The organism is Paenibacillus sp. J22P277 (assembly GCF_059383675.1).
On the sequence record NZ_JBXENS010000003.1, the window covers coordinates 13,980 to 38,927 of the forward strand.

General features: G+C 54.6%; 22 protein-coding genes. 8 read left to right on the top strand and 14 right to left on the bottom strand.

The window, feature by feature from the left end; genetic code table 11:
- Positions 1-99: 99 nt before the first annotated feature.
- On the top strand, positions 100-855 hold the full coding sequence (locus AC50YL_RS09140) for an AAA family ATPase (RefSeq protein WP_494832509.1): 756 nt from the start codon (positions 100-102) through the stop codon (positions 853-855).
- A 423-nt stretch (positions 856-1,278) separates the two neighbouring features.
- Positions 1,279-1,767, top strand: coding sequence for a DUF3139 domain-containing protein (locus tag AC50YL_RS09145; RefSeq protein ID WP_494831258.1), 489 nt, complete (start codon positions 1,279-1,281; stop codon positions 1,765-1,767).
- A 1,210-nt stretch (positions 1,768-2,977) separates the two neighbouring features.
- Here the strand turns inward: AC50YL_RS09145 and AC50YL_RS09150 are convergent.
- The 9 genes from AC50YL_RS09150 to AC50YL_RS09190 all read right to left on the bottom strand — a co-directional run bounded on the left by AC50YL_RS09150 (position 2,978) and on the right by AC50YL_RS09190 (position 13,671).
- Complete coding sequence (locus AC50YL_RS09150) at positions 2,978-4,084, bottom strand: Ger(x)C family spore germination protein (RefSeq protein ID WP_494831260.1); 1,107 nt, start codon at positions 4,082-4,084, stop codon at positions 2,978-2,980.
- Positions 4,081-5,178, bottom strand: coding sequence for a GerAB/ArcD/ProY family transporter (locus AC50YL_RS09155; protein WP_494831262.1), 1,098 nt, complete (start codon positions 5,176-5,178; stop codon positions 4,081-4,083). Before AC50YL_RS09155 ends, AC50YL_RS09150 begins: the two co-directional genes overlap by 4 nt.
- Positions 5,179-5,183: 5 nt before the next feature.
- A complete protein-coding gene (locus AC50YL_RS09160; RefSeq protein ID WP_494831264.1) occupies positions 5,184-6,506 on the bottom strand; it encodes a spore germination protein in 1,323 nt (440 codons plus the stop codon).
- Positions 6,507-6,688: 182 nt separating this feature from the next.
- Entirely contained in the window at positions 6,689-7,234 is a 546-nt protein-coding gene (locus tag AC50YL_RS09165) for an NADPH-dependent FMN reductase (RefSeq protein WP_494831266.1), read from the bottom strand.
- A 134-nt stretch (positions 7,235-7,368) separates the two neighbouring features.
- Positions 7,369-8,268, bottom strand: a complete 900-nt coding sequence (locus tag AC50YL_RS09170) for a metallophosphoesterase family protein (protein WP_494831268.1) — start codon at positions 8,266-8,268, stop codon at positions 7,369-7,371.
- 54 nt (positions 8,269-8,322) lie between these two features.
- Positions 8,323-10,344, bottom strand: coding sequence for a prenyltransferase/squalene oxidase repeat-containing protein (locus AC50YL_RS09175; protein WP_494831270.1), 2,022 nt, complete (start codon positions 10,342-10,344; stop codon positions 8,323-8,325).
- A gap of 234 nt (positions 10,345-10,578) precedes the next feature.
- A complete protein-coding gene (locus AC50YL_RS09180) occupies positions 10,579-12,858 on the bottom strand; it encodes a carboxypeptidase regulatory-like domain-containing protein (RefSeq protein ID WP_494831272.1) in 2,280 nt (759 codons plus the stop codon).
- Positions 12,836-13,186 carry a hypothetical protein gene (locus tag AC50YL_RS09185; protein ID WP_494831274.1) on the bottom strand — a complete coding sequence of 117 codons (351 nt, stop codon included), beginning with the start codon at positions 13,184-13,186 and terminating at the stop codon, positions 12,836-12,838. The genes AC50YL_RS09180 and AC50YL_RS09185 overlap by 23 nt, the downstream gene beginning before the upstream one ends.
- The gene (locus AC50YL_RS09190; RefSeq protein WP_494832511.1) at positions 13,183-13,671 is read right to left on the bottom strand and encodes a sigma-70 family RNA polymerase sigma factor; all 489 of its coding nucleotides are present in this window, start codon (positions 13,669-13,671) and stop codon (positions 13,183-13,185) included. Before AC50YL_RS09190 ends, AC50YL_RS09185 begins: the two co-directional genes overlap by 4 nt.
- 306 nt (positions 13,672-13,977) lie before the next feature.
- Between AC50YL_RS09190 and AC50YL_RS09195 the strand changes: the two genes are divergently transcribed.
- The 3 genes from AC50YL_RS09195 to modB all read left to right on the top strand — a co-directional run bounded on the left by AC50YL_RS09195 (position 13,978) and on the right by modB (position 16,674).
- Entirely contained in the window at positions 13,978-14,853 is an 876-nt protein-coding gene (locus AC50YL_RS09195; RefSeq protein WP_494831276.1) for a cation diffusion facilitator family transporter, read from the top strand.
- Positions 14,854-15,211: 358 nt separating this feature from the next.
- Positions 15,212-15,982, top strand: coding sequence for a molybdate ABC transporter substrate-binding protein (gene modA, locus AC50YL_RS09200; protein ID WP_494831278.1), 771 nt, complete (start codon positions 15,212-15,214; stop codon positions 15,980-15,982).
- A gap of 26 nt (positions 15,983-16,008) precedes the next feature.
- A complete protein-coding gene (gene modB / locus AC50YL_RS09205; RefSeq protein WP_494831279.1) occupies positions 16,009-16,674 on the top strand; it encodes a molybdate ABC transporter permease subunit in 666 nt (221 codons plus the stop codon).
- 170 nt (positions 16,675-16,844) lie between these two features.
- Here modB and nfsA read toward each other — a convergent pair whose 3' ends face one another.
- The 4 genes from nfsA to AC50YL_RS09225 form a co-directional block, all read right to left on the bottom strand.
- Positions 16,845-17,597 (bottom strand): oxygen-insensitive NADPH nitroreductase, encoded by a 753-nt coding sequence (gene nfsA / locus AC50YL_RS09210; RefSeq protein ID WP_494831281.1) that lies wholly within the window; start codon positions 17,595-17,597, stop codon positions 16,845-16,847.
- 39 nt (positions 17,598-17,636) lie between these two features.
- On the bottom strand, positions 17,637-18,350 hold the full coding sequence (locus tag AC50YL_RS09215) for an AAA family ATPase (RefSeq protein ID WP_494831283.1): 714 nt from the start codon (positions 18,348-18,350) through the stop codon (positions 17,637-17,639).
- 95 nt (positions 18,351-18,445) lie between these two features.
- Complete coding sequence (locus AC50YL_RS09220; RefSeq protein WP_494831285.1) at positions 18,446-19,711, bottom strand: ABC transporter permease; 1,266 nt, start codon at positions 19,709-19,711, stop codon at positions 18,446-18,448.
- A gap of 14 nt (positions 19,712-19,725) precedes the next feature.
- Positions 19,726-20,427 carry an ABC transporter ATP-binding protein gene (locus AC50YL_RS09225; protein ID WP_161741557.1) on the bottom strand — a complete coding sequence of 234 codons (702 nt, stop codon included), beginning with the start codon at positions 20,425-20,427 and terminating at the stop codon, positions 19,726-19,728.
- A gap of 256 nt (positions 20,428-20,683) precedes the next feature.
- On the opposite strand from AC50YL_RS09225, the gene AC50YL_RS09230 reads away from it, so the two are divergent.
- From AC50YL_RS09230 to AC50YL_RS09240, 3 genes are all read left to right on the top strand, one after another.
- Positions 20,684-21,454, top strand: a complete 771-nt coding sequence (locus AC50YL_RS09230) for a class I SAM-dependent methyltransferase (protein ID WP_494831287.1) — start codon at positions 20,684-20,686, stop codon at positions 21,452-21,454.
- 28 nt (positions 21,455-21,482) lie between these two features.
- On the top strand, positions 21,483-22,424 hold the full coding sequence (locus AC50YL_RS09235; protein ID WP_494831289.1) for a hypothetical protein: 942 nt from the start codon (positions 21,483-21,485) through the stop codon (positions 22,422-22,424).
- Positions 22,425-22,611: 187 nt separating this feature from the next.
- Entirely contained in the window at positions 22,612-22,845 is a 234-nt protein-coding gene (locus tag AC50YL_RS09240; protein ID WP_494831291.1) for an NHLP leader peptide family RiPP precursor, read from the top strand.
- Positions 22,846-22,883: 38 nt separating this feature from the next.
- On the opposite strand, the gene AC50YL_RS09245 is transcribed toward AC50YL_RS09240, so the two are convergent.
- Positions 22,884-24,806: an ATP-binding protein gene (locus AC50YL_RS09245; RefSeq protein WP_494831293.1), complete on the bottom strand. Its 1,923-nt coding sequence runs from the start codon at positions 24,804-24,806 to the stop codon at positions 22,884-22,886.
- Positions 24,807-24,948 lie beyond the last annotated feature (142 nt).

Genomic DNA, 24,948 nt, shown 5'->3' on the forward strand with positions numbered 1-24,948 from the left:
GTTGATGGAGTAAACTCAAAAATGTGACATGAGTCAGCGTCGACCAACAAAGGTAAGGATAAGGATTGAAGGCCTAAACGGGAGTGAAATATATTGAATGTGCAGCATTCCTATTTACGACAAATTCAGCTCAAAAGGCAACAAATACCCACGTATAATCGTTATCCCTTTGATTTGGCGGTCATTCGAAGCTTAAATACCCTTGATTTCCACCCCAAGGTAACCTATATCGTAGGTGAAAATGGGATGGGTAAATCAACACTGATGGAGTCCATTGCTGTCGCATGGGGATTTAACCCGGAGGGTGGGACGATCAACTTTTCCTTCTCGACCCAGGCTACCCACTCGGGATTATACGAATTTATACAATTGATCAGAGGTCCGCGACGCCCGAAGGATGGCTTTTTCTTCCGGGCAGAAAGTTATTATAATTTCGCCACGACGATCGATGAGTTGGACAGTCAACCTTCATTCGGTCCACCTATTAAAGATTCGTACGGTGGTAAGTCCTTGCATGAGCAATCGCACGGAGAGTCGTTCTTTTCTACTTTCATTCATCGCTTCGGGGAGAATGGTTTATATATACTGGATGAGCCTGAGGCTGCATTGTCTCCCCTTCGCCAAATGGCGATGCTGACACGAATCCATGAACTTGTATTGCAAAACTCTCAATTTATTATTGCGACCCATTCCCCGATTCTTATGGCATATCCAGATTCGATTATTTACAATCTAAATCCGGATGGTATCGAGGTTCAAGTATTGGAGGAAACCGACCATTTTATGATTATGAAAGAGTTTGTGAATAACAAGGATAGGATGCTCAGAGAGTTACTCGAAGAAGCACAAGATTAATTCCACTGCTATCCCTATGGAACTCTCAGCTCGAAAGAGGTCATTTTAGACGAAGAGACTTCTTAGCAAGATTAAGCTATCTGGGAACTATAGTTGAATGGAGACACAACGGCAGCCGGCCAAACGATCGGCTGCCGTTCGTCATTGAAGTAAAGGGCAAGTTACTTCTAATATCTGTATAATTAAGTATTGAGGTAGCGTTGCTCCTAAGAGGAGGTTTTTGAATGTCAGAGTTAGAACTCCCTTATATTTGGTGTCTTGTAGGAAACATAATTGAAAAGCGTTTTTTTGGTGAAAACAAAACCATTAGAAGAGGGACCAAGCAATTCACTCCTAATACAAAGGTCTATTGTTTCCCAGCTTTATGGGGAGATGGATATGAAGAAATTCAAGTAATTGGGAAGTTAAGAGGGCGAAAGAATCTTGGGGTCATCGTTACTTCATCAGCATTCATTACGAATTGGAGACTTTGCGGGCACTCTCGGATTAGGTCCATTATTTCGTTGCGGCTATGGGGCTATGGCTATCGGCATAATTGCCAATAGAATGCAGCTTTGTGTAAAGAAGGGTGGAATCATCATCGCGAATAAAAAAACAATCCTCGTTCTTGTTATAACTTTCTTACTTTGCGGGACGATCTATTTATTTTTCTCTGGCCTGCCTACAGCTAAACGAAATATGGCAAACGATGTAAAAGAGTACCTTGTTACAGAACAAAATTACAAAACAGATGAAATTTTATCCATTAAAGGAGTTTACAGCTTTAAAAGCGAAAAATACGAAGCCAACGTAAGATTTAAAGATGAACCAACAAAAAATTATTACTACGGTAAAAACAGAAAAGGTGAATTTGTTCAAACAGGAGTTACAGCAATTGATGGAAAACATATAGATGAGACATTCTATAAATAGAAAAAGACCTGGAATGTGTTCTACTCAACTTGTACGAGTTAGTGGAGGTGTATGCTTCGCGGCAGCTCTTCTTATCCATTAAAGTATGGCAGGCTACTTCCAATATGTACTAATATAGAGTGGTCGTTTGAATCAATTAGAATTCTCTCTTTTATGCCTTTTTACTAAGTAACGAACAACACTTTGTAAAGAAACAAGGTGAAATGTAATATGACTGGTCAATTAACCGCATTATTAGCTGTCCAAGGACTAATGTTTTTTTATGTCGTCATAGCCGTTATTGGAATATGCTTTTTGTTTAAACGTAAAGGGAAACAAAAAGCGAATCATTTAATAGCGGTTTATTTCTTATTGTTCATGGCTTTTGTAGCCGCTGTACTGCTCATTTCGGATTTCATAAACGGAAGTTCTTCATTTTCAATGCCTATAATCTTGATGTTTATTATTATTTCGATAGTCTGTTGGTCTCAAATTAAGAAGACTCAAAACAAAGGTTAAAAGGGAGCAGATTAAAGCTGCAACGGCAGTCGGCCAAACGATCGGCTGCCGTTGTCCATTGAAGTAACGGGCAGGATAGCGCAACTAATTTGTTGTATCTGAGTAAAATACTGGTGGATATATACAGCGGACTGACCGTTAATGATAAGGGAGTGAAAAATTTGGTTTATGCCTTTCTTGCTCTGTACCTGCTTGCTAATGGTTTGGTGATTTATAGAATGATAAGATATCGCTTTTTTAAGTTTAACAGGGAATCCATAGGACTCATTGTGATACTTGGCATAGTTGCATTCAGAATTTCAGATTCATTCACATTAAATACAACATTAACGATTTTTTCAGTCCTTTTATTGCTTGTATACGTTACATTCATGATTACAACGAAGCAGCAAAAAAAGTCACAGTAGCAATATAATTATCATTAAGCTAACGGGCACGATAGTTGAATGGATAGACAACGGCAGCCGGCCTCACGATCGGCTGCTGTTTTACATTGAAGTAACGGCGGGATATAGTCAGAATTCAAGATCGCCGTCTTATTATTAATAAGACGGGAAAGGAGGCAATGAGATAAAGTTCTTGTCATTTATGACATCAAGTTCTTGTCATCCGACAACTCCGACAGGAATTGTCAACCGACATCATTACACCCGACTTATAGACATATGTATAAAATACGGGTTTTGTGAAAAAGTATATTCGGAAAACCTTTTCACTTAATCCCCCCAGAACTCTTAATCTCAACCCGCACCTTCGGCTTGAACGCCAGCTTCGGATAAATCGATTGCCATGCCGTCCATTCGGCTTGCTGACCGTCGTGATGCGTCGCGCAGTAATGCAATCCGAATCCGATCGGGTCGACGTTCAGCGCCTGCAGCTTTTGCAGCAAGTGCGTATAACGCGCGGCAACGCCTTGTTCGGCGAGCCGTTCGTAATACGACCACGGCTTTTCATAAAACGATTCCGACGATTCCTCGACTTGGCCTACCATGCGCACGTTCAATTGGAGCACCGGCGCCGAACGTTCGGCTATGTCGATGTTATACTTGGTCTTGATCTTATCCACGTTCAAGGCAAATTGAATCTGATCCGTTTTCGTCTCGATATCGAACTTCTGGTATTTCGCCACCAGTTTATTGAAGATCCGCGTTTCCTCCGGACTTAGGACGGCTTTCAGTTTCTTCTTGTCGAACACGGCCACCTGATCGATCAAGTACACATTGCCCATCGGCCGAATGATCGGCAAATACGGATCAAGTCCCTTCTCGGTTACGCGGCGGTGAAAATCGAACAAATATTCGGTCACGATATAGGACGATTCGGTACCGTCATGATCGAAGCTCAGGAACAAACTGTCGCCCGGGAACCGTTCGGAACCGGTTTTCACGTTCAGCACCTCTTCGGCGCTCGGATCGCCCAGCGCCATGTAAGCGGCTCCTTGAATATCCCGCCTGCGCATAAACCAATCGAGCGAGTCCTTCTGCAAGATCTCCGCGCTCATTTGTTTGCCGATGACGACGATCTTGGCTTGCGAGAAGTCCAGCTCTTTATCGACTTTGGATTTCATATGCCTTACAGCTTCCGTAATCGTGCTCGCATCATCGCTGACGAGCTGATACGTATTGGTCTTGCCGGGCTCGATCTTGGAGAACGGAATCGCCATCTTCAAAGAGACATGATACGGCTTGCCGGGCTTTTCCGATTTATCGATGCCGATGGCCATCACGAAGAAACGCCGATCGATGTCCTTGAAGCCGCAACCGGGAAGACTCGCGAGCAGCAGCATCCCTACGCTCATCCACAGTATCGTCCGTTTCATGCTTTTACCCTCCATCGGCTAAGTAGAAATACGGCGAACACGATCAGTATATCGAGCGGCAGCCGAATCCCCATCCAATACGAGGACGCTTTGAACAGCGTCGTCTCGTCGATATGCGCGCCGGCGATTACCGTGCCGATCCCGATCAGCATGCAGATGACAAGTCCCGGAAGCTGGGTTCGCAGCGAAGCCTTCTTAGGCGGACGGCTTCGAAAAGCGCCCGTGATCAGCTCGGAGCCGACATGCCACGTGATCATCGTAAACACGTACGTGATGACCAAGAGAATCAACAAATAAATGGAAACCACCCGTTCGATCAGCACGTATTTCATGCGAAACGCGTCCACCGTCGATACCCAGGTATAAATAAAGTCGTCGACCCCATCCGTGCCATGGAAGCCGATAGGGATGAAGAAAGAGAACAACTCCAGGATGAACCCTACCGCCGGAATCAGCCACAGATGCTTGATTGGCTTGTCGGCCGGAAACGTCCGGTTGAATACCGACAGCGCCAAGTAACCGGCGAACGTATTGGTCGACGCCGCTATACTGTTCCACGACGGCATCATCCACGTGTAATCAAGCATGACTTTCACGGAGTCGTAATTCATGCTTTTGCTGAATAGGCCATGAAGGATCAAGACGATCAACAGCGGCACGCATACGATATAGATGATCTCGGCGCTGAATAACACCGTTTTCGATGCTTGAACCGCCCCCGCGCAGGTCACGATCACAAACAAGATGAGCAGCGCATACGGCGACATATCCGGATTCAGATATTTGGAAATGATAAATGCGCAATGAATCCAAGCCACGCCGCCGGCGATGAACGACGTCAGTCCCGCGATGAGCAGCAGGGGCATGCTTAGCGCTTTCGGGAGCCGCTCGGCCGCGATCTCCGGCAACCCTTGGCCCTTGAATTTCGATAACGACCGGGTATAGACATAGATCAGCATGAACCCGATCGCAGGTCCGATCAGGAACGACATGATCGCGCCGTCATACCGTGCGTTCATATGATCGCGAGGCACGCTCAATAAGGTATGGATCAACATGGAGATGCTCGTAAAGTAAAAAAAATAGCGCGACAACCCATTCACCTGCTTCTTTTGGCTTCCCCGGAAAACAGCTTCAAATACGGCCGGCCGAAGCTTCGCAAGCTCGCCGCGTACAACACGAAACAAAAAATGCCGGTTACGATCCCGACCAAGCCGAAATACATCGCCAGAATGATCAACGGGAATTTCGCGACCCGCACCGCATAGCTCATCGTATTGATCGGGATGACGAAGTTCGAGATCGCCACGGACGAGGCGATGATGATCATGATGCTGCTGACCAGTCCCGCCTGCTGCGCCGCTTCGCCCAAGATCAGGCCGCCGACCGTCGTCGCCGTCGAACCGATATGCTTCGGCAGCCGTATGCTCGCTTCCGTCAACGCTTCCGTTAGGAACAGCATCAAGAAGACCTCATAGTACGAGGCGTACGGTACCGCCGCGCGGCTGCCGGCAATCTCGATCGCCAGCTGCGCCCGGAAGAATTCCGGGTTATACGACACGAATGCGATGTATAGCGCCGGCAGCGTCATGGTGATGCAAGCCCCGATATACCGCAGCGCCTGAAGCGGCCGCATCAACCAGGGATATTGATACACGTCTTCCATGGAAACCAAGAAATCGAAAAAAACAGCCGGCAAATTAATAGAGAACGGCGTGCCGTTCAGGAGCAGGATTACCTTGCCCTGGCTCAGATTCAAAACCGTCCGGTCGGGCCGATCCGTGACCAAACCCGTCGGAAGCAAATGGTACCGGTCGGTCAGCAGCATCTGTACCTGATTAGAGGCCTGCACCACTTCCGCGTCGATTTTGGAGAGCCGCTGATCGAGCTCCAGCAGTACCTCCGGATCCACTTTCGATTCATCGTACAAAATCGCCAACGAAGTCTGGCTGACGGTGCCGATGACCGAGTATTCCACGCGCAGCTCCTTCGAGGGATAACGCGTCCGAATGATCTGCACGTTGGTCGCGATATCTTCGGAGAACGCATACTGCGGCCCTTGCAAGATGCTTTCCATCGTTGCATCCGAGGGCTTGGAGGTCGCCGCCTTCGCCGACTCGATCGCGCAGATCGCATCGGGAAACAGCACGAGGGCATACCCGTGAAGGAGCTTTTGGACGGCCGCGTCCCCGCTCTCCGCTTGCTCATAGCCGGGGATCAAGCTCAGCCTGTTTTTGAAATCCGCCCTGTCGCTGCAATCGCCGAACGCTTGCATGATCGTGCTTTGAAGATATTGTTTGTCGCACAAGGACGACAAATAGACCAGCTGCACCGTTTCATTGTCGGTATTCAGCCCGCGGCTGACGAGATCTCCGGAATGCATCAGCCCGGGAATGGCGGCGTGCAGATCGAACGGCTTCATGAGGCATTCATCCTTGTCGGTCATTTGGCTTAGTATGCCCCGCGAACGGCCGAATATCCAACAATATCCAAATCAGGCGGCATGCGAAGAAACCGGGCAAGACGTTCGCCCGGCATTCTCTCGCGATGGCACTTATGACAACGGTGGACCATTACAAATCGGTCTAATAGTTTACTGCTCTGTTACACGCGGCAGGCCGATAAAAGCGCGGCGAGCATCGCTTCGATATCGCGTACCAACGCGTCGTCCACGATTCGCCCTTCCCGGTCCAGCTTGAGCGGAATATGCGGAATCATAAGCGTCGCGCCTTCCGCGATGACCGCGTTGATCATGCCAAGGGTCAGCAGCAGCGAGGCATGCGCCTTATCGCCGCCCATGGGGGTCGGGGACGCGGTGATGACGGCCGTCGGCTTGTTCACGAATTCGCCCGACGACACGATCCAATCCAAGGCGTTTTTGAGCGAACCCAGGACGCCGTTTCCGTACTCGGGCGTGCAGACGAGCACGGCATCCGCAGCCGCCAGCCTGCCGCGCAGTTCCGTTACCGCGGCCGGTCCCGGCTCCGTGTCGAGATCGGGATTGAAATGCGGCAGATCGCCGAGTCCGCGATAGATCTCGAATTGCATTTCCTCCGGGGCTAATCCGATGATGGCATGCATGAGCGCCGTATTGGACGATTTTTCTCGCAAACTGCCGGATATGGCAAGTACAGTTAATGCGTCGCGCATTTATGGTATCCTCGCAATCATAGTAAGTTCAAGCGCATTTTGGGGTTATGTTCATGCTTTCTCGCGAATTTAATTAGTGTCGTTAAACAATTGCGCGACTCCATCTCGTTCCGCTTGAATCTGCTCGATTCGGGTCAAGGAATCATTCCGCCTTCTTCCGGAATCAACCGAATCATCCGGCTAGCGCCGGTATAGCCCGGCGCGCCGACGTATTGGTAACGCCCTTCCCGAAACGCGTCGATATGGTCGAGGTGCACATGCCCGCAAAATATGCCGCGGATGTTCCCGCTGTCCGGGCTTGCCAGCCAACGGCAGAATTCGCCCGTGCTATCATCTTGGTGCGGCACCTGCCAGGCTTCCTGCACCGCGGGATCCCAGCCCGCGGCCCCCATCATGATCGGCGCTTTCCACCTTTTCACGACGTCTTTCACGAGGCCCGAGAGATACATCGGAATGTGCATGAACAGCAAGTAAGGCTCGCCGGACGCCGCCGCATCGCGGATCGCGTCGAACTGTTCCGCGGTCACTTGGTAATTGCTATTATCCAGCACTACGAGTGTAACGCCTGCCAGCGTTCGAATATCGCAGCCCGGCGGCGACGGGATCCATTCGGCGAACTTCGGGTAAGCCGCGACGCGAACCTCATCGTTGAAGCTGCCGCCGGAGTACCAATCATGGTTCCCGAGGGTATACGCGTACGGCGCGGACAGGCGGGCAAATGCCGCTCGGATCGTCTCCAGATTGGCTTGCGACGGGAAGTCGATGATATCGCCGGTCAATACCGCGTAATCGACGGCTTGCGCATTGACGGCGTCGATGATGCGCTCGAAGGTCGCGCGCGCGGATTCGCCGCCGCTCTTCTCCGCGGCAAAATACTCCGTACGGCTTTTTGCCGCGTCCCTGATTTCCTCCGGATCCCGGTCGTCGTATTCGGTCAGATGGCAATCGGTCAGGTGCAGGATCGACAAGTCGCGCTGAAGCCCCGGGATTCGAATCGTGATTTCGGTTTGTACGGCATCCTCTGCATGGTTCATGTTCATCAGCTCCTTCCCCATCCTTACCCGATCCGGCCGGCTGCGAATACGCCGCTACGCGGATTGCATCTCCAGCATCGCCAACAAATTAACCGCGATGACGTCGGGCATGATCGCCATTCCGCCGTACAAGCCCGTAACGGCATTATGCGTGTCGGCGAAGCAGTCGTCGAGCAAGCCTTGGTCGTAGAACGACTTCGTGTGCTGCAGATTATGCGGCATCCACGTCGCGTTGCGTCTGTCGAGCATCCAGCGAAGCGCGGCGTTCGTGATCCCTTCCCGGTAACGGTTCCAATCGATCGACGGATCGATGGCAGCCCAGTCGAGGCCGAGTTGGTGCGAGACGGCGAACGTTTCCAACACTTCCCACTGCACATGGTCCCGGACCCAGTTCGCGAAGTACCAATCGCTTGCGCAGAAGCACGGCTTCGCGTTGTACAGCATCGGCGTGCCGTTCGGTTCCCAGAGATGGGTGAACGGCAGCAGCGCGCGCAGCCAATAGACCGCCTTCTCCCGATACTTCCGCTCTCCGGTCGCCCGGTGGGCCAGTTCGTTCGCGATCGCAGCATGCCCGGCCGCGAACAGGTTAGGGCTGTGCAGCGGCGTCTCCCAGAAATCCCCGCCTTCCGGTCGCATCATGGCGGAGCAGTAATCGACGGCACGGAGCGCACCGGCCTTCATGCGATCGTCGCCGGTTTGCTGCCAGCAGCGCAACAGCTCGATGGCCGGCAGCACGCAGAGGTCAAGCGCGGTATCCCCCGCGTGCCCCATCGGTTCCAGGAACGCCCGCGCCACGACGAAATCATCCTTCATGTAATGGCGGCCGTCCGGATCGAACGCGAACGAGCCGTCCTCGCGCTGATACGTCAGGAGCGCAAGGCATTTCTGCAGCGAGTCCTCATCCGGATCCGGCGACGATTCGGATGCAAGCACCTTGCATGCATCGACCTTCTCCTGGAGCGACACGGCCGGCTCGCTTCCGGCATAACGCCCGAGGAAGCCTTCCGCGAAACGCGGAATTCGGGTCGAATAGCCGTTCTCGTGCTGCGGCGTGCCGAACCCTTTGCCTTCCGCCCAATACCGGCTGCAGTAAGCGGAAGCGATTCGTTTCAGCGCCTCCTCGTACGGCCAGCGCGGCTCTGCGGGCGCGGGCAATCCTTGCTGCCGCTGAATCCAGAAGGTCACGGCGTCGAGCGACGTGCCCGGCACGACGAAGAGCTCGGCGCTCCAGGCCACGATCTGCCTCGGATGAAGCTCGAGCGGCTCCGTGGCATGAATTTGATTCTCCGCATGCTCGGCCGCGGCGTCCGGAACCATCAAGCCCAGCAAATGGTGGTTCCGCCGGTCGATGAAATTAGGTGAAGCAAATACGGGCTGCTGGACATGCGTCCGGTAGTTGAACCATCTCGTCGCATTCAAAACCGGGTCCCACGATAACCCCACGGCCATGCCGTCGCAGCTTACCGACATGAGCGGCATCGCGGCTTTGTTCGGATGCGGAGCCGCGCGCAGCGCCCAAGGATCCTTGAACCAGTCCGTGCCGCTCGACCATTCCTCGCCTTCCAGCCATTCGATTCCCGGGAAGATCGCGTCCGTCTTCCGCGCGCCGAACGAATCCGCTCCCGCTTTCACCCACGGTCCTCGCACATAGCGCGCGAACAGATTGTAGTTGGATTCCAGCTTGAAGTCCAGCTTCAGGACCGGTTCGTCGCGCAGCAGCGTCAGCTTCGCCTCGCCTTCCATCAGCGCGGCGTCGAACGGATACCGGATCCAAGAATCGAACGACGTTCCTTGCAGCATCCGTTGCACGTTAAGGGCTTTCACCGGGAAAATCAAGCTTTCGCCGGCTTCCGTCGACTCCTTCCGCCAGCTGTCAGACTCCATGCGCATCGGAATTTCCTGGTCGCGGAGCAGCAGCTCCCCGAAATGCTCGAGGACCGCCATGAATCGGCCATCCGCCGCGTGGATCTCCGCCCAGCCCCAGCCCGTCAACCGTTTGTGCACTTCGATCCGCACATGCGCATTGGATAACGTAATCGTCTCGCCGCCATAACTGCCCTGCTGAAAATTCGGCACGCTCAATCCCTCCCGACATATTTAAAGTTGCCTGTAAGCGGCCCGGCGTTATGACTACCAATTCGCGAAAAATCCCTCGTTTCCTGTAAAAAAGCGCGTCCACTTCAGCCTAGTCCGTTTTTATCGTTCGAAGCCCCCGCAGCCTTGTCGACAGGCCGATTCCGCAGCAAAAAAAAGACCGTAGAAGCCACTTTGCGTGGACTCAACTACGGTCTCGAACATTAATTAACCCCATTAATCAATGCTCGCCAACGCCGCCAGAAACGCCTTGCTTGCCGGTCGGCCCGATTGCGATAACCATTGTCCCAGCCTTACCTTATCCCCCGCGTATTGCCATTGCATCGCCTGCTTGAGCACCTTGATGTAGGCCGAGCTTCCAAGGTCGTTCGCTTCGCGGCTCAAGTCCGACAGCAACCGGCTCCAATTCGTTGCGGTCTCGCCGCTTTTGCGTTCCGGGTATCGCGCCGCCAAGTCGGAAGCATGCTCGATCGAACCGACGACCATTAGGTCGGCGGCCAGGAGATGTCCGACGAACCGGTGGCTTTTCTCGGCGGGCATGACCGCAGCGAGCAGTTCCTTCGCCTCATCGAATTTCCCTTGCGTCATCAATGCCGCGGCGTAGACGGATTGCACGTAAGTCAAGTCGTCGTCTTTGCCCAATTGCAGCCCCAGCTCGTAATACTTCTCCGCGCCGGACCATTCCTTCTCAGAGATGAATTGATTCATGAGCCAGAAGCTGTACTGGAGCTCGGGCCGAAGCTTCATCATCTCCAGGACATACGGGACCGTCTCCTCGTCGAGCCGTTCTCTGGCAGAACGATCGCTTGTTTCCCGCGAGTGATAAAGCCGGATAATCATGCCGAGGCTGTACGCATCCGCAGGATTCGCCGCCCAAGCTCGCTTGTAAGCCTTCATCGCGTCATCGTCGCGATAGGCGAGCAGCAGCCGATCGCCCTCCGACAGCGTTCGATCGTGCAGCGTGAAGAACGGGAGCTCCCCCATCGTGTCCGGCGTCAACCGGTACCCGTTGCTTTGCGACAGCTTGTTCCCCTGCTCGTCGAACGCTTCGACGTACCACGAGAACCGTTTCCCCGGATTGGCGAATCCGAGCAGCGAGACGGGGTCGGGCACCTGTTTGCCGTCTACCTCGATGAAGGAATAACCCGAAGCGAGGTTATAGAGCGTGTCGACCGGCGTGCTCCATGCATGGCCCGTGATATGGTTTCGAATCTCGACGCCGATCGTGCCGTTCTCGACCTGGATATTGCCGGTAAGCTTGTAATAGGCGGCACCTTCGACGGGCTCCCAATCGAAATCGATGCGCGGACCGGACAGCTCCACGTTGTTGACCGGGGCATTAAGCTTGATCAATGGCCTCAGAACGACGGGTATCGTCATGCGGCTGCCGGGATCGACGTCGATCCACTCATTGATTCCTACCGGCCAGCTCCACCCGTCGATCTGATCGTAGTCGAACCCGATCGTAAGCTGGTAGCTGCCGGGAAACACGTCCGTGAACGTATAGCGGCCTTGATCGTCCGTCATGGTCTGATACGGCTCCGTATCCAATACGCTGTGATTGACCGCATCCTCCGTCCGCAGAAACACGGCGACGCGGGCCATCGCCGCGCCGTTGCTGCGCAGCACCGTTCCGGACACGGAAGCCGGCGCATACGAGCCCGAAGTCGATTGCATCGCCGCGAAATACTGCCTCAGCGTCTCGAGCGGTTCCAATTGCGCCGGCTTCTCGCTCATGGCATCCCCCGGCTGGCTCATCAGTTTCTTGTACGCGACCGTATAGGTCGAGATTGCTTGCTGAACAAGCGCCAGCGCTTCGCTCGGACGGCCCTGATGAAGGAGAATTTGCGCTTTGAGCTTCGCGGACTTCACGTCCCCGTCGAGATCGATTGCATTTCCTTCAGCATCGATTTCGTCTATCAATGCCTCCGCTTGAGGATATTTGCCTTCTTGCATAAGCAGCTTAACCTGCTCGAACCGCAGCTGCTTGACGATTCCTTCCTGCCCGGTCGGATAACGCCGCTCGGCGGTCTCCAACGCTTCGATTGCCCGATCCGGTTCTCCCGACGAGCCGTAATACAAGGCCAGCTGCATGGCTGCCTGGAAGAGAGAAGAACCGACGGCCGGTCCGTTAGCCAAATAGTCGAGCAGAGACGGCAGCTTCTCCCCCCAGGTTAACGTTGGACGTTCAACGCCGTCGCTGCTGCCGCCCGATGTCGTGAAATTCGAACCGACGTACACCTGATAACCGCTGGCAAGCCGATCCTTGCCATCGCCAAGTACGTAGGTTTGGATCAGCTTCCACTTCGCCTCGCTTGGCTTCGGATCATCCAATGACCGCAGCAATTCGGATTTATCCATGCCTGTAGAAGCGGTTCCTGCCAATAAGTCGTTCGCCTGCGAAGGCATCAGTATGGACGCTGCGCCGAACAACAGCCCCATTACGACGAGCCCGGAGACCAGATGCTTCACTTTAACGCGAATCTTCAGTCTCAATGGAGGCCACCGCCTTCTCGTAATCGTCCTGCCAATAGTAATTCTCGCCTTCCTTGACCAACACCCGGTTCGCCGAAGGTCCCGATCGATCGGCTTCCGAGATGCCGCGCAAGCGCCCGACCAGCAGCGAGCCGGCCAGCAAGGCGATCGCCGCGGCGACCGGCACGACCGGGATCTCAAGCTCCTTATTCCACCATGCGCGGAGCCTGCTCCGCCAACCGCGGAGGTGCGTGCGTTCCAGGACGCGCGCGTGACCGCCGAATCGCAGCGAATTCAACTCTTCGTCGAGTTTGGTTTTCATCGTATCCTGCCGATCCTGCCCGTTCACGGCCATCCCTCCTCATCGGCTTCGAGTTCCGCCTTCAGCAGCCGGCGCCCTCTGGCCAGCCTCGCCTTGATCGTGTTTTCATTCGTTTGCAGCTGGTCCGCGATCTCCGCGACCGACAGCTCCTGGTAATAGAACAGCGTGATGACTTCGCGGTATTTGTATTCCAGACGGCCGATCGCTTCATGGACTTGAACGCCGCGCAGTTCAAGCAGCAAGCTTTCCTCGGGTCCCGGATCGCCCTGCTCCGCGTCCAGCTCCATGCGCGGGGACGGGAAGATATGGCGCCAGCTCCACGTCCGCTGCTTCATGCGGCAGCGATTGAGCGCGATCCGCAGCAGCCAGCTGCCGAGCTTTGCCGGATCCTCCAGCTGCCCGATTTTGCGATACGCCTGAACGAATGTATCCTGCACGGCTTCCTCGGCGGCCTGACGATCTTTGAGCAGCAGGTAAGCCGTTCTAAGCAGACGATCGCCGTGGGCATCCATCAGCATCCGCAGCGCGTCTTCGTCTTGCTGTTTCAAGCGTGCAACAACATCCAAACCGGATTTCCACCTCTCCTCCCTATGATGATGCGGCCAATTTCCAATAAGTTGCAAGGAAAATTAAAAAAACAACATGCCGGGCGGAGTTTCTGAACATAACTATTGTTACGTAAACTCAATAGTTTGGACATGCGCAACAAAGTTGAACCCTGCTTATTTTTGAGGCCGCCGACAACACTGTTTCTCTAGACCCACACGGTAATCGTCCTTTATCATTACGAACGAAGCACTTATTGATGGAGGTTTGGCATGGACCGTATGTACGAGGATATTAAAAAAGGGGAAAAAGGCGCTTGGATCAGCATCGCAGCCTACTTGTGCCTGGCGGCGCTCAAGCTCTCGATCGGGTATTGGACGAATTCGGAGGCGTTGTCGGCGGACGGGCTCAACAATTCGACGGATATCATCGCGTCCCTGGCCGTCTTGATCGGACTTCGGATATCCCGAAAGCCGCCGGACAGGGATCATCGCTATGGCCATTTTCGGGCGGAGACGGTATCGGCGCTTGTCGCGTCCTTCATTATGTTCGCGGTCGGCTTGCAGGTGCTGTACCAGGCAGCAACCTCCTTCGGCACGCCGCACGCGACTTCGCAGGGCAGCGTGGCCGCTTGGACGGCCTTGTTCTCCGCCGCCGCGATTTATATGGTCTACCGGTATAACGCCAGATTGGCCAGGCAGATCAACAGTCAAGCGATGATGGCCGCAGCCCAGGATAACCGGTCGGACGCGCTCGTCAGCGTAGGAGCTTTCATCGGCATATTCGCCTCGCAGCGGGGATTGCCTTGGCTTGATCCATTAACGGCATTAATCGTCGGAGCGATCATCATCAAGACGGCTTGGGGCATCTTCCGGGATGCCACGCATGCCTTGACCGACGGCTTCGACGACCAAGAGCTGCAGGTGATGAAGCAGACGATTCGCGAAGTGCCCGGCGTCAAGAAAATCATCGACATCAAAGCCCGCATTCACGGCAACAACAAACTCGTGGACGTTACGATCGGCGTGAACGGTATGCTCAACGTCTCCGAGAGCCATGAAATTACCGAGCAGGTCGAGAAGCAAATGTACGATCACCATCAGATCACGCATGTGCATATTCATATCGAACCGTTCGAGACGTCGTGAGGCTCCGTGAAGAGACAGAGCCGAAACGTGGCATTGCGAAGCGACAGAGTGATCTGGCATTGTGAAGTGTCAGAGCGAGGTGTCAGAGGGATAAGACATTTGCGAAAAGACTCAATTAAGAAGTCATAGCAACGAAACTTAGCAGCACGACATAACAATAGTTATGTCTACTAAATAATCCATCCCAAAGGACCGGCAATCGCTGCCCAACAGCGTGCCGGTCCTTTGATCTTTGACGCCCGAATACTGATTATATCTAAAAAGGTCTATTTATAGCTAAACACTATAAATCGCAATAGAGATATGTTACGATAACTCTCATAAATATGGTCATACCGTCTCAGGAGGGAATCCTAGCATGAAAAAGCAAGTAGGCATCAGTCTTGTATTATTGGCGGCGCTCGTGGCGCTGCCGGCCCAGCCGTCCCATGCGGCGGCCAAGAAAACCGAGCTGCTCGTCTCCGCGGCGGCCAGCTTGAAGGACAGTCTCGACACGATCGAGAAAACGTACGAGAAGCAGCATCCGGACATCGATCTCGTCTTCAATTACGGCTCGTCCGGTACGCTGCAGAAGCAGATCGAGCAAGGGGCGCCGGCGGATCTCTTCTTCTCGGCCGGGCAGAAACAAATGGATACGCTCGTCAAGGAAGACTTGATCGCCGACCACGCCACGCTGCTGAACAACGATTTGGTCATGGTCGTTCCGACGAATTCCAAGCACGCGTTCACGACCGTCAAAGAACTGACGGACAAATCCGTGAAGAAAGTCGCCATCGGCCAACCGGAATCCGTTCCGGCCGGTCAATACGCCAAGGAAACGCTCACGACCCGCAAAGTTTGGGACTCCTTGCAATCAAAGCTCGTCTACGCGAAGGACGTCCGCCAAGTGCTGACTTACGTGGAGACCGGCAACGTCGATGCCGGCTTCGTGTACAAGACCGATGCCTTGACCTCGAGCAAAGTGAAAATCGCGCTCCGCATCATTCCCGGCGTTCACAGCCCGATCCTCTATCCGGCCGGCGTCGTGAAGGAGACGAAGCATGCCGCGGAAGCGAAAGCCTTCTATGCCTATCTGCAAACGAAGGCTGCGGACGCCGTCTTCATGAAATACGGCTTTAAACTGTCGTAACGGCCGCCATCTTAAGGAGTCTTGCCATGAATTGGAATACCTTCCTGGATCCGATCGGATTATCCATCCAAATATCCGTCGTCGCCAGCATACTCGTCTTCGCGGCTTCGCTCCTCATCGCGTGGCGCATGGCCAAGGCGCGTTTCTGGGGCAAAAGCCTGCTGGAAACCGTGCTCCTGCTTCCGCTCGTGCTGCCGCCGACCGTCGTCGGTTTCGTTCTGCTGGTCGTGCTCGGCCGTCGCAGCTGGATCGGAAAAGCCTATGAATCGTTGTTCGGCGGTCCGATTCTGTTCACATGGGAGTCCGCGGTCATCGCGGCCGCGATCGTGGCCTTCCCGCTCGCCTATCGGACGATCAAGACCGGCCTGCAAAGCGTGGATGCCGATCTCGAGAATGCCGCCAGGGCGATGGGCGCGAGCGAGTGGCAGGTGTTCCGCTACATTACCGTCCCCCTGTCGGCGCGTTCGCTCGCTTCCGGCTATATCCTCGGCTTTTGCCGGGGGCTTGGCGAATTCGGCGCCACGCTGATGGTCGCGGGCAACATTCCGGGCAGAACGCAAACGATCCCGACCGCGATCTACGTCGCATCGGACGGCGGAAGCATGACGATGGCTTGGGCTTGGGCAGGTTCGATGATCCTGCTCTCGTTCCTCCTGCTACTGGTCGTCGACCGCATCTCCAAGGATCGATGACCGAGGCGATCGGGAATCGGATACAGTAATTCAACTAAAAAACCTTCTTCAGCGAAACTCCGCCGAAGAAGGTTTTTTGTTTGTTCGGTTCATATTCAATCCGTTGTTACTTAATGCCATTAATGGTTTCGCATCCGCTTGAATCCGATTCCTCGCCTCGCGGATGTCACTCAAGACAAGCGAAAACCTTGACTTTCCAAATAAGCGCGCATATGCGGCCGAAGCTGCTCCGGCCGGAAGCGGGCCGCCATTTCCTTCGACCAGACCGACGTCCGCCCATTCCCCGACCGCTCGGCATAGTAATCCCCCATCGTGACATCGTAAGCCTCGATTCCTTCGGCAACTGCCGCCGCCTCGGCGTACGCTTCTTCATGGTACACGGCCGACAGCGGAAGCCTCGGACGCTGATCAGGCTCCTGGGCCGGAACGCCCACGCACATGCCGAATACCGGATACACGAGCTTGGGCAGCTTCAACAGCTCCGTTACGTCCTGCGGCCGGTTGCGAATGCCGCCGATATACACGATGCCCAGACCAAGCGATTCCGCGGCTACGGCTGCGTTCTGCGCGGCAAGCGCGGCGTCGACGGTCGCCATGATGAACGTTTCCATATTTTGTTCGAGTTGGAACTCGGGAGATTCCTGATGCAGCCCGACGGCCGTCTGCAGCCGGTTCAAATCCGCGCACCAGGCGAGGAACAGCGGCGTCTGCGCGACATGCTGCTGGTTGCCCGTCAGCTCGGCAAGCTTAGCCCGTTTCTCTTCGCTCCGGATGCCGATGACGCTGTAGGCTTGCATATTGGATGATGTCGAGGCTGCCTGAGCGGCGGCCAGAATATGCGCAAGCTGCTCGTCGGTGACGGGCTGCGACGAGAATTTGCGAATGGAGCGATGCGATTTTAACAGGGAGATCGTTTCGTTCATGGGTATTCCTCCTTCTTTCTTCATGGCTTATCCGATACGCTAGTCATCCGCAAACAGTTCTTTCAGCACCTTGTCCTTGTTCTCGAGAAACCTTCGCGTCAACACGTAATGGAGCGTATCCTCGTAACGGATCTCTCCAACGGGCAGCGCATCGAAATCGAAAATTTGCGCATCCGGATAGCCGAGCAGGATCGGGGAATGCGTGGCGACGATGAATTGGGCCTCCCCTTCCAGATCATGCATGATCCGCAACAGGGCTAACTGTCTCGCCGGCGACAGCGCGGCTTCGGGCTCGTCCAACAGGTAGATCGCTTTTCCCCCGAAACGGTTGGTAAACAGCGACAGGAACGCTTCGCCGTGCGACTGCTGGTGCAACGAACGCCCGCCGTAATACGGCAGCGAGTCCGGCATCGTGTCGATGTGGCTGGCGAATTGATAGAAGGTCTCGGCCCGCAGGAAGAAGCCGTTCGTGATCTTCGGCAGCCAGGACAAGCGAAGATGGCCGCCCAGCGCGGATGCGGACGCATCCACCTCGTAGGCATTGCTGCGTCCGCCGCCCGCCGTATTGAAGCCGCATTGGTACGCGATCGCTTCAAGCAGCGTGGATTTGCCGGATCCGTTCTCTCCGACGAAGAACGCGACATTGGACGCGAAAGTTAATGACGTTAACGAACGAATCACCGGTATCGAGAACGGATATTCGCGCGGATCCGTCTCGTCGATGCCTGCGAGCGAGATGCTTTTCAAATACATGGGCCACAGCTCCATATTCGAGTATAGAAGAACGGCTTCAAGTCAATTACCCGCATCATGCCGGCGTTTAAAACCTCCAGCGAAGGTCGCGCCGCTTATGTCTCTTCGGCTTTGCGATCCGATAGCAGCATCGTCGACGTGACGACGCTGTTGATGACGAGCCAGATCAGGACGCCCGGAACGATCGCCAGCAGTCCCCATGCGCCGTACGCCTTCAAACCGCAGATCATGCCGAACAGTCCCGCGCAAGGCACGACGAGCCAGAAACGAACGCGTCCGGCGGACTTGCGCTTGACGGCGTCCGGCCAGCGGAACTGCGCGAAATACGGCTCTGCCATCATTCCCCGCCAATGGGAGGTGATCCAGGTCGAGAACAGCAGCGTCAGCGCGATCGCGACATAGGGTTGGATGACCGCCGGCGTCAGAAACAGCGCAACGGAGGAAAGCAGCGTGAACGCGAGCCAGGTGCGGATCAGCGGAAGCCGTCTGATATACGCTTTGATGATCATTTCGCCGAGAATGGTTTCGCCGTCGAAGCGTTTGAAGATTCGCTTCGAATTGCGAAGCACCATCGGCCGGCGCAGCCGGATGCGAGGCTTGCGCTTCATGACGTTCCGCAGAAGAAACTGCGTGCTGGCCAACCGGGCCAGCTGTTCTTGCTCGGTGTCCGAGTCGAACGCATCCCTGGCGCGAAGCTTGACGCGAAGCAAGAGCCCGAATGCTGCCGCTCCGATCAGGATGGGCAGCAGCAGGCGCGCGGGCGCGCTGCCCCAATAAATCATCGGGATCAGATAGCTGATCGCGAGAAGCAGCAGGACGGCCGCCTTGACGAGCCATTTGCGGAAACCCGAGAAGCGGGCTTCGAGCATGTTCCGCCACACGGCGCCGATGCACGCCCACGCCCAGGTGTAGACGATCATCGTAACGAGCGTCGCGGCCGAGAAATGATGGACGGCCACGAAAAAGGGCAGCAGCAGCGCGTAGACGACCGCAGTCAGGAACAGCAGCACGGCGGCGGTATACGCCGTGCCTCGCAGCATCAGCCCCCTGCCCCATTTCCGCTTCTGCAGCAAGAACAGCACGTCCGCTTCTTCCGCGAACGTACGCAGCCGGCCGACGAAGACGACGACGAGCGGCAGGCGTTCTCCTGTCCACATCGGCAATTGCCGCAGCCATTCCGGCGGATGATGCCAGATGTCCAAGTACGTGCCGCCGCCGATCCAGAGCAGCGGCAGGATGAAATAGACCCACACCGTCCAGTCGAGCGCCGTGCGCCACGCTTTCCATTGTTCCGTCCAGAAGCGCTTCAGCCGGCGGCGGAAGAGCGTTCCGACGCGCCAGTTAACGGCGAGATCCCGCATCGCAATTCCCCCCCTTATGTCAGCGCGTAGAAGCAGTCGGTCAGCGGCGCGTCTTCCGCGCAGCCGGCCTGCTCCCGGATTTCTCCGAGCGTGCCCTTCGCGACGACGGAGCCGTCGTTAATGAGAATGATGCGATTACAGATACGTTCGGCGGTATCGAGCACATGCGTGCACATCAGAACGCCTGCGCCTCTCCGGCGCTCGTCCTCCAGCAACTCCAGGAAGTCCCGCGTTGCGCGCGGATCGAGCCCGACGAACGGCTCATCCACGACGTAGACGTCCGGCTTCAGCAGGAAGCCGATGATGAGCATCATTTTCTGCTGCATGCCTTTGGAGAAGCCCGTCGGCAGCTTATGCCGCTCGCCGGTCAACCGGAACCGTTCCAGCATCGTCTCCGCCCGCTGCAGAAACGTCGCTTCATCCAGTTCGTAAGCGGACGCCGCCAGCTGCAGATGCTCCCACAACGTCATATACTCGTAGAGCACCGGCTGTTCCGGCACATAGGCGTACCGCCCCTCCTCGCCGCCGAAGTTCACGCTTCCGTCCACGTAGCGGATCAGTCCGAGCAGGGACTTGATCGTCGTGCTCTTGCCGGCGCCGTTCGGGCCGATCAGGCCGACCAGCTCGCCCGCTTCGATCGAGAACGCGATATTCCGGATGATCTCGGCATCCGCGGCATATCCGGCTTTCCGGATATCTACCTCTAGCACAGCCATAATTCGTCCTCCATGCGGCAATTGCCGTTTTAATGAACTTGCTTCAGGGTCTCGCTCCATTATCCCTCAATCATATCACCTTACGGGAGGCGTTACGAGGGCGTCGCCATGCAAATCGCCGTGAATGGATGCGCATGGAGGATATCGATTCCGGATTCGACACGATAACCTCGAAATTCGATTCGGAATTGCATTGTTCGACGATGTTCTTCCGCATTATACTGAATGTAGCAAGCGAGAGAATCATAAGGAGCCGATGATGCTGACACACGCAGATCCAACGGGGCTGTTCAATGAAATGTTGACGCTTACTACCCGACTGTTCTTCCAACGGGAATTCGACCTTATTCTCCTCGAGAAGCTGGCCGGCGCTGCATCGGTGCTCGATATCGGCTGCGGCAACGGCGCTTATCTGGAGGCGATCCGATCGCAAGATCCGACGTTGCGCTGCGTAGGACTCGAGAAAGACGAGCGCATCTACCCCTATGCGGCAGCCAGAACGGCGCCGGGTCTCCGATTCGTACGGGGCGATTATCGCGATCAGCGAGCGTGGGACGAGCCCTTCGACGTCGTCATCGCTCGGCTAGTCGTGCTTCATCTGCCGGATCCGGCTCACTTCCTGGCTTGGCTGCGAAGCGTGACCCACTCCGCGTCGACGGTCATCATCATGGATCTGGACGACGGCGCCACCGGTCCCCTTCCGTCCGACGGTTTGCCCTTGTACGAGTCATTGTTTCGCGCATCTCGGCGACCGCTGCTGGATCGGTTGAAAGGACTGCCCGCCGACCGTTTAACGGCATTCATCTCCTCGGACGGCGGCTATCGATCGAACAAGCTGGACTACCGCATTTCCGCGGATGACATCGAATCAAAGCGGCTGATGGCAACGTACATGGAAAGCGTAACGCGACTCATGCAAGGCGGCCGCCTGTCCGACGAACGCAAACAAGAACTGGACCACTGGGCAAGCGACGACCGGCAAGCCTACGAGGTCGGCATGTTTGCCTTATCGATGCAGCGCAACTAAACTACGCACGCGAGAGGATTATGAGACGATGACGTGGAGATCTGATTACGAAGAGGAACTCATCCTGGTATTCCGTGAAGCGGAGCGAATAATCGATGCCTACCCCGCTCCGTTGAACATCAAGGGACGCCGTTATCTGCAAGCGTTCAATCCGTTAGACCCGTCCAGCACCAAGAATCACATTTGCTACCTGCTTCCGTTCTGGATGAAGCCCGTGACGAATCTCGATCATCAACAATATCGCGATTTATCGCTCGCGAACGTATTCGTCATGCTTTACTTTTTTATTCAAGACGACTTGATGGACACGGCTCCCGCCGATTGGAAAGAACAGCTTGCCCTCGGCAATTTATTTCATCTTAGCATGCTGGAATCGTACCATTCGCTGTTCGACAGCCGTTCTCCGTTCTGGGGCCGTTTCCGCGGCTACGTAGCGGACTGGTCGATGGCAGTCGCCTATGAATCGGCATCCGACAGCCTGGCAACGGATAAACTCGCGCAGAAAGCGGCGCCCGTCAAACTCGCAAGCACCGGCGCCCTGCTGCTGGCCGGTCGGCCGGAGCTTGATAGCGCCGTATCCGCAGCGGTCGATCTCGTCCTGGCTACGCTGCAGATGTCCGACGATTACGCGGATTGGGAGGAGGATTTCGATACGCGGAATGCCAACAGTCTCATTAGCATGATCGCCGGGGAGCAGGGATCCCCAGAGCTCCCGCTCACGAAGATCGAGATCAAGAACGCTATCTATATCGATGACGCGTTATCCCGCTATTCCCTGCTGGCGCAATCGAACGGGACCGCACTGGCCGGGCTTGAGGTCTCGCTCCCCCATCTGTCCGCCTTTCAAGCGAATCTGGCCGACAACCTTTCGCAAGCATCCGAACAGCTCATCCTGACCAAAAGCAAGCTGTTCGAGGGCGGATTCACCTACTGGCTTTCAAATCATCCGCATGCCAATTTCGGTAATTAACGCAATAAACGAATATCGCCGGTCCCAAATCCGCGCGTTTTGACAAAAAACAGGATATTTCTACCAGTCTAAGGTTCTGTTTTCTATAATTTAATGTCGCTTCATAGGGATTCATAGTAGAATTGTCCCACTAACAATGGTACACTTTACCTGGTATTATATCCCTACTAAAGAGGTGCGGTGTCAGATGTCCGAACAAGAATTGCAACAGAAAATCATTGAAAAAGCTTGGTCCGATGAAACGTTCAAAGCCAAATTGCTAGCCGATCCGAAAGAAGCCTTGAAAGAAGCTTTCAACCTGACGCTGCCCGAAGATGTCGAATTAGTCGTCATCGAAGAAACGCCAGCGAAGTTCGCGCTCGTCATCCCGCCAAACCCGTCAGACGTCAGCAAGTCCGACGCTTCTCTCGATACGTGGTAAACCGTATCGCTCAATAAGCCCAAAAAAAGACGCGAAGGTCATGATAAGACCTTCGCGTTTCTTTCTGCGTACCGTGCTGCCGGGAAACGAATCATCGCCTCCGTGCCGACGCCCTTCTGACTCTTGAACTTGATCGTCCCTTCCATCACCTCGATGATTCTGAACGTGACCATGAGCCCGAGTCCGGTTCCCTTCGTTTTATTGGAGAAATACGGTTCTCCGAGTCGCTCCAGTATCCGCTCATCCATGCCCGCACCGCTGTCCGCGATATGTATCACGACCTGCTCGCGATCTTCATACGCCCAGATCTTGACGACGCCGGACCCTTCCAGCGCTTCGATGCTGTTCTTGATGATATTGATCAACGCTTGCTTGAGCTTCGAGGAATTGCCCATGATGCGCAGCGATCGCGGAACGCTCATCTCCAACCGTCCGCCTTGAAGGTTGGCCAGAGGGACGATGATGCCTTCCACGTGTTTGAATTCCTCCGCCAGGTTAAGCTCATTGACCTGTTCCATCTGCGGCTTCGCGAAGGTAAGAAAATCCGTAATGATCGTCGAAGCGCGGTCGAGCTCGTTAATCGCAAGCTGATAATAGTTATCGGCATCCGGGGAGACTTCATGACGCGACTCGAGAATTTGCAGCATGCCGCGCGTGACTTGAAGCGGATTGCGGACTTCATGCGCCACGGACGCCGCCAATTGGCTAATAATTTCCATTTTCTCCGAACGCTGCAGCTCGGAATTATAGATCTCCAGGTCTCTGGAATACGTGATGATCAGCTTATGCTGATAGGCGAACCGGCGGCCGAGCAGCACGATAAGCGACAGCACGAACGCGACCAGCCCCCACTTCCACCAGGTCAAATCGTAGGTTTGCGAAGATGCGAAAAATTTCAGCAGCTCCGATACGCTGACCGCGGCGAAAATCGCCAAGCCGATGGAAAGGATAATCGAATCGATATTGCGCTGCCACAGCTGTCTCACCAGAATAATGAGAATCAGCGCGAATTGAACCAGCATGATGAATCCGATGATCGTAACCGAAACCAAGAAATAGTAATGCTGCAAGGAATTATCCAGTGACCGGTTCACGATCAGCGAAGCGACCCCGAAGAAGGAGTACCCGATCAGGAACTTGCGGAAATGCTTCACGATACCGCGATATCCGCCTCCGAACAAGAGCTCGAAAAACAACATCAAGGACGGCAGGAACAGATACAGCGACAAATCGAACAGCGATTGATAGAAGTAGCCGTGCTGTCCGTAGAACGTATATAAGAACGGCGAATATCCGATCAATAAGCCGCCGATCGGCAGGATGATAAAGCAGAGCGCCAGCCAGCTTTTCAGTTGGTTGCGATCCAAGAACACCGAACAAATCAGCATGACGAACGAAACGAAGATAAACGCGCTGCCCAGAATAATGTCCAGCAAATCGTACTTCGCGTACAACCGCACGAGATCTTGATAATCCGCGATGACGATTCCTCGCCCCAGGCCGAGTCTGTCCGTTTGGCTTTCCAGGTGAAGGACGACTTCTTGTCCGCCGTCGTATTTTTCCAGCGGGATCAGAACCCGGTTCAAATCGAACCAATGTTTGCGTTCCGAATGAAACACCGCTTTCTCGCCCAGGAAGACCGTGATATTCTGGCCGTAAACGGTGCGAAAGAAGACGCCTTGATTTTCTTCAAGCTTGGGAAGCTTGACTCGAATCCAAGCCGATACGACATGCTCCGGTTTCGAGATGACAGGCTCCGATGCCTCGACCTGCTCCCAGCCTTTTGCCAGCAATGCTTCGCGCGGTGCCGTTATTTGCTCGCCTTCCGTCTCCCACCTTAGCTGCCATGACGCAACCGGTGCGTTGGATCCGGACGCCGCGGCACCCGCAAGGTTCGGCAGCGTTACCATCATGAACAAAAACAAAAAAATCAAGATTCGCACGAGAAAAATGGGTTTCATTCCTTACCGGCACCTCAAAACTATAGGTAGGATAAAAGCTTATACCTTCCTTGATTCGACAATTTTCACGGTTTGCCTGCTATAAAATTCGACAAACGCAAAATTTTACATTCCCCGCGCGCCATATAGGTCTATATTACCT

Bases quoted from the DNA above. Each gene is read 5' to 3' on its own strand.
- modA (WP_494831278.1), top strand. From the start codon at position 15,212: ATGAAAAAGCAAGTAGGCATCAGTCTTGTATTATTGGCGGCGCTCGTG.
- AC50YL_RS09245 (WP_494831293.1), bottom strand. From the start codon at position 24,806: ATGAAACCCATTTTTCTCGTGCGAATCTTGATTTTTTTGTTTTTGTTC.
- AC50YL_RS09240 (WP_494831291.1), top strand. From the start codon at position 22,612: ATGTCCGAACAAGAATTGCAACAGAAAATCATTGAAAAAGCTTGGTCC.
- AC50YL_RS09150 (WP_494831260.1), bottom strand. From the start codon at position 4,084: ATGAAACGGACGATACTGTGGATGAGCGTAGGGATGCTGCTGCTCGCG.
- AC50YL_RS09170 (WP_494831268.1), bottom strand. From the start codon at position 8,268: ATGAACCATGCAGAGGATGCCGTACAAACCGAAATCACGATTCGAATC.
- nfsA (WP_494831281.1), bottom strand. From the start codon at position 17,597: ATGAACGAAACGATCTCCCTGTTAAAATCGCATCGCTCCATTCGCAAA.
- AC50YL_RS09230 (WP_494831287.1), top strand. From the start codon at position 20,684: ATGATGCTGACACACGCAGATCCAACGGGGCTGTTCAATGAAATGTTG.
- AC50YL_RS09215 (WP_494831283.1), bottom strand. From the start codon at position 18,350: ATGTATTTGAAAAGCATCTCGCTCGCAGGCATCGACGAGACGGATCCG.
- AC50YL_RS09225 (WP_161741557.1), bottom strand. From the start codon at position 20,427: ATGGCTGTGCTAGAGGTAGATATCCGGAAAGCCGGATATGCCGCGGAT.
- AC50YL_RS09165 (WP_494831266.1), bottom strand. From the start codon at position 7,234: ATGCGCGACGCATTAACTGTACTTGCCATATCCGGCAGTTTGCGAGAA.
- modB (WP_494831279.1), top strand. From the start codon at position 16,009: ATGAATTGGAATACCTTCCTGGATCCGATCGGATTATCCATCCAAATA.
- AC50YL_RS09160 (WP_494831264.1), bottom strand. From the start codon at position 6,506: ATGAAGCCGTTCGATCTGCACGCCGCCATTCCCGGGCTGATGCATTCC.
- AC50YL_RS09220 (WP_494831285.1), bottom strand. From the start codon at position 19,711: ATGCGGGATCTCGCCGTTAACTGGCGCGTCGGAACGCTCTTCCGCCGC.
- AC50YL_RS09195 (WP_494831276.1), top strand. From the start codon at position 13,978: ATGGACCGTATGTACGAGGATATTAAAAAAGGGGAAAAAGGCGCTTGG.
- AC50YL_RS09190 (WP_494832511.1), bottom strand. From the start codon at position 13,671: ATGGATGCCCACGGCGATCGTCTGCTTAGAACGGCTTACCTGCTGCTC.
- AC50YL_RS09235 (WP_494831289.1), top strand. From the start codon at position 21,483: ATGACGTGGAGATCTGATTACGAAGAGGAACTCATCCTGGTATTCCGT.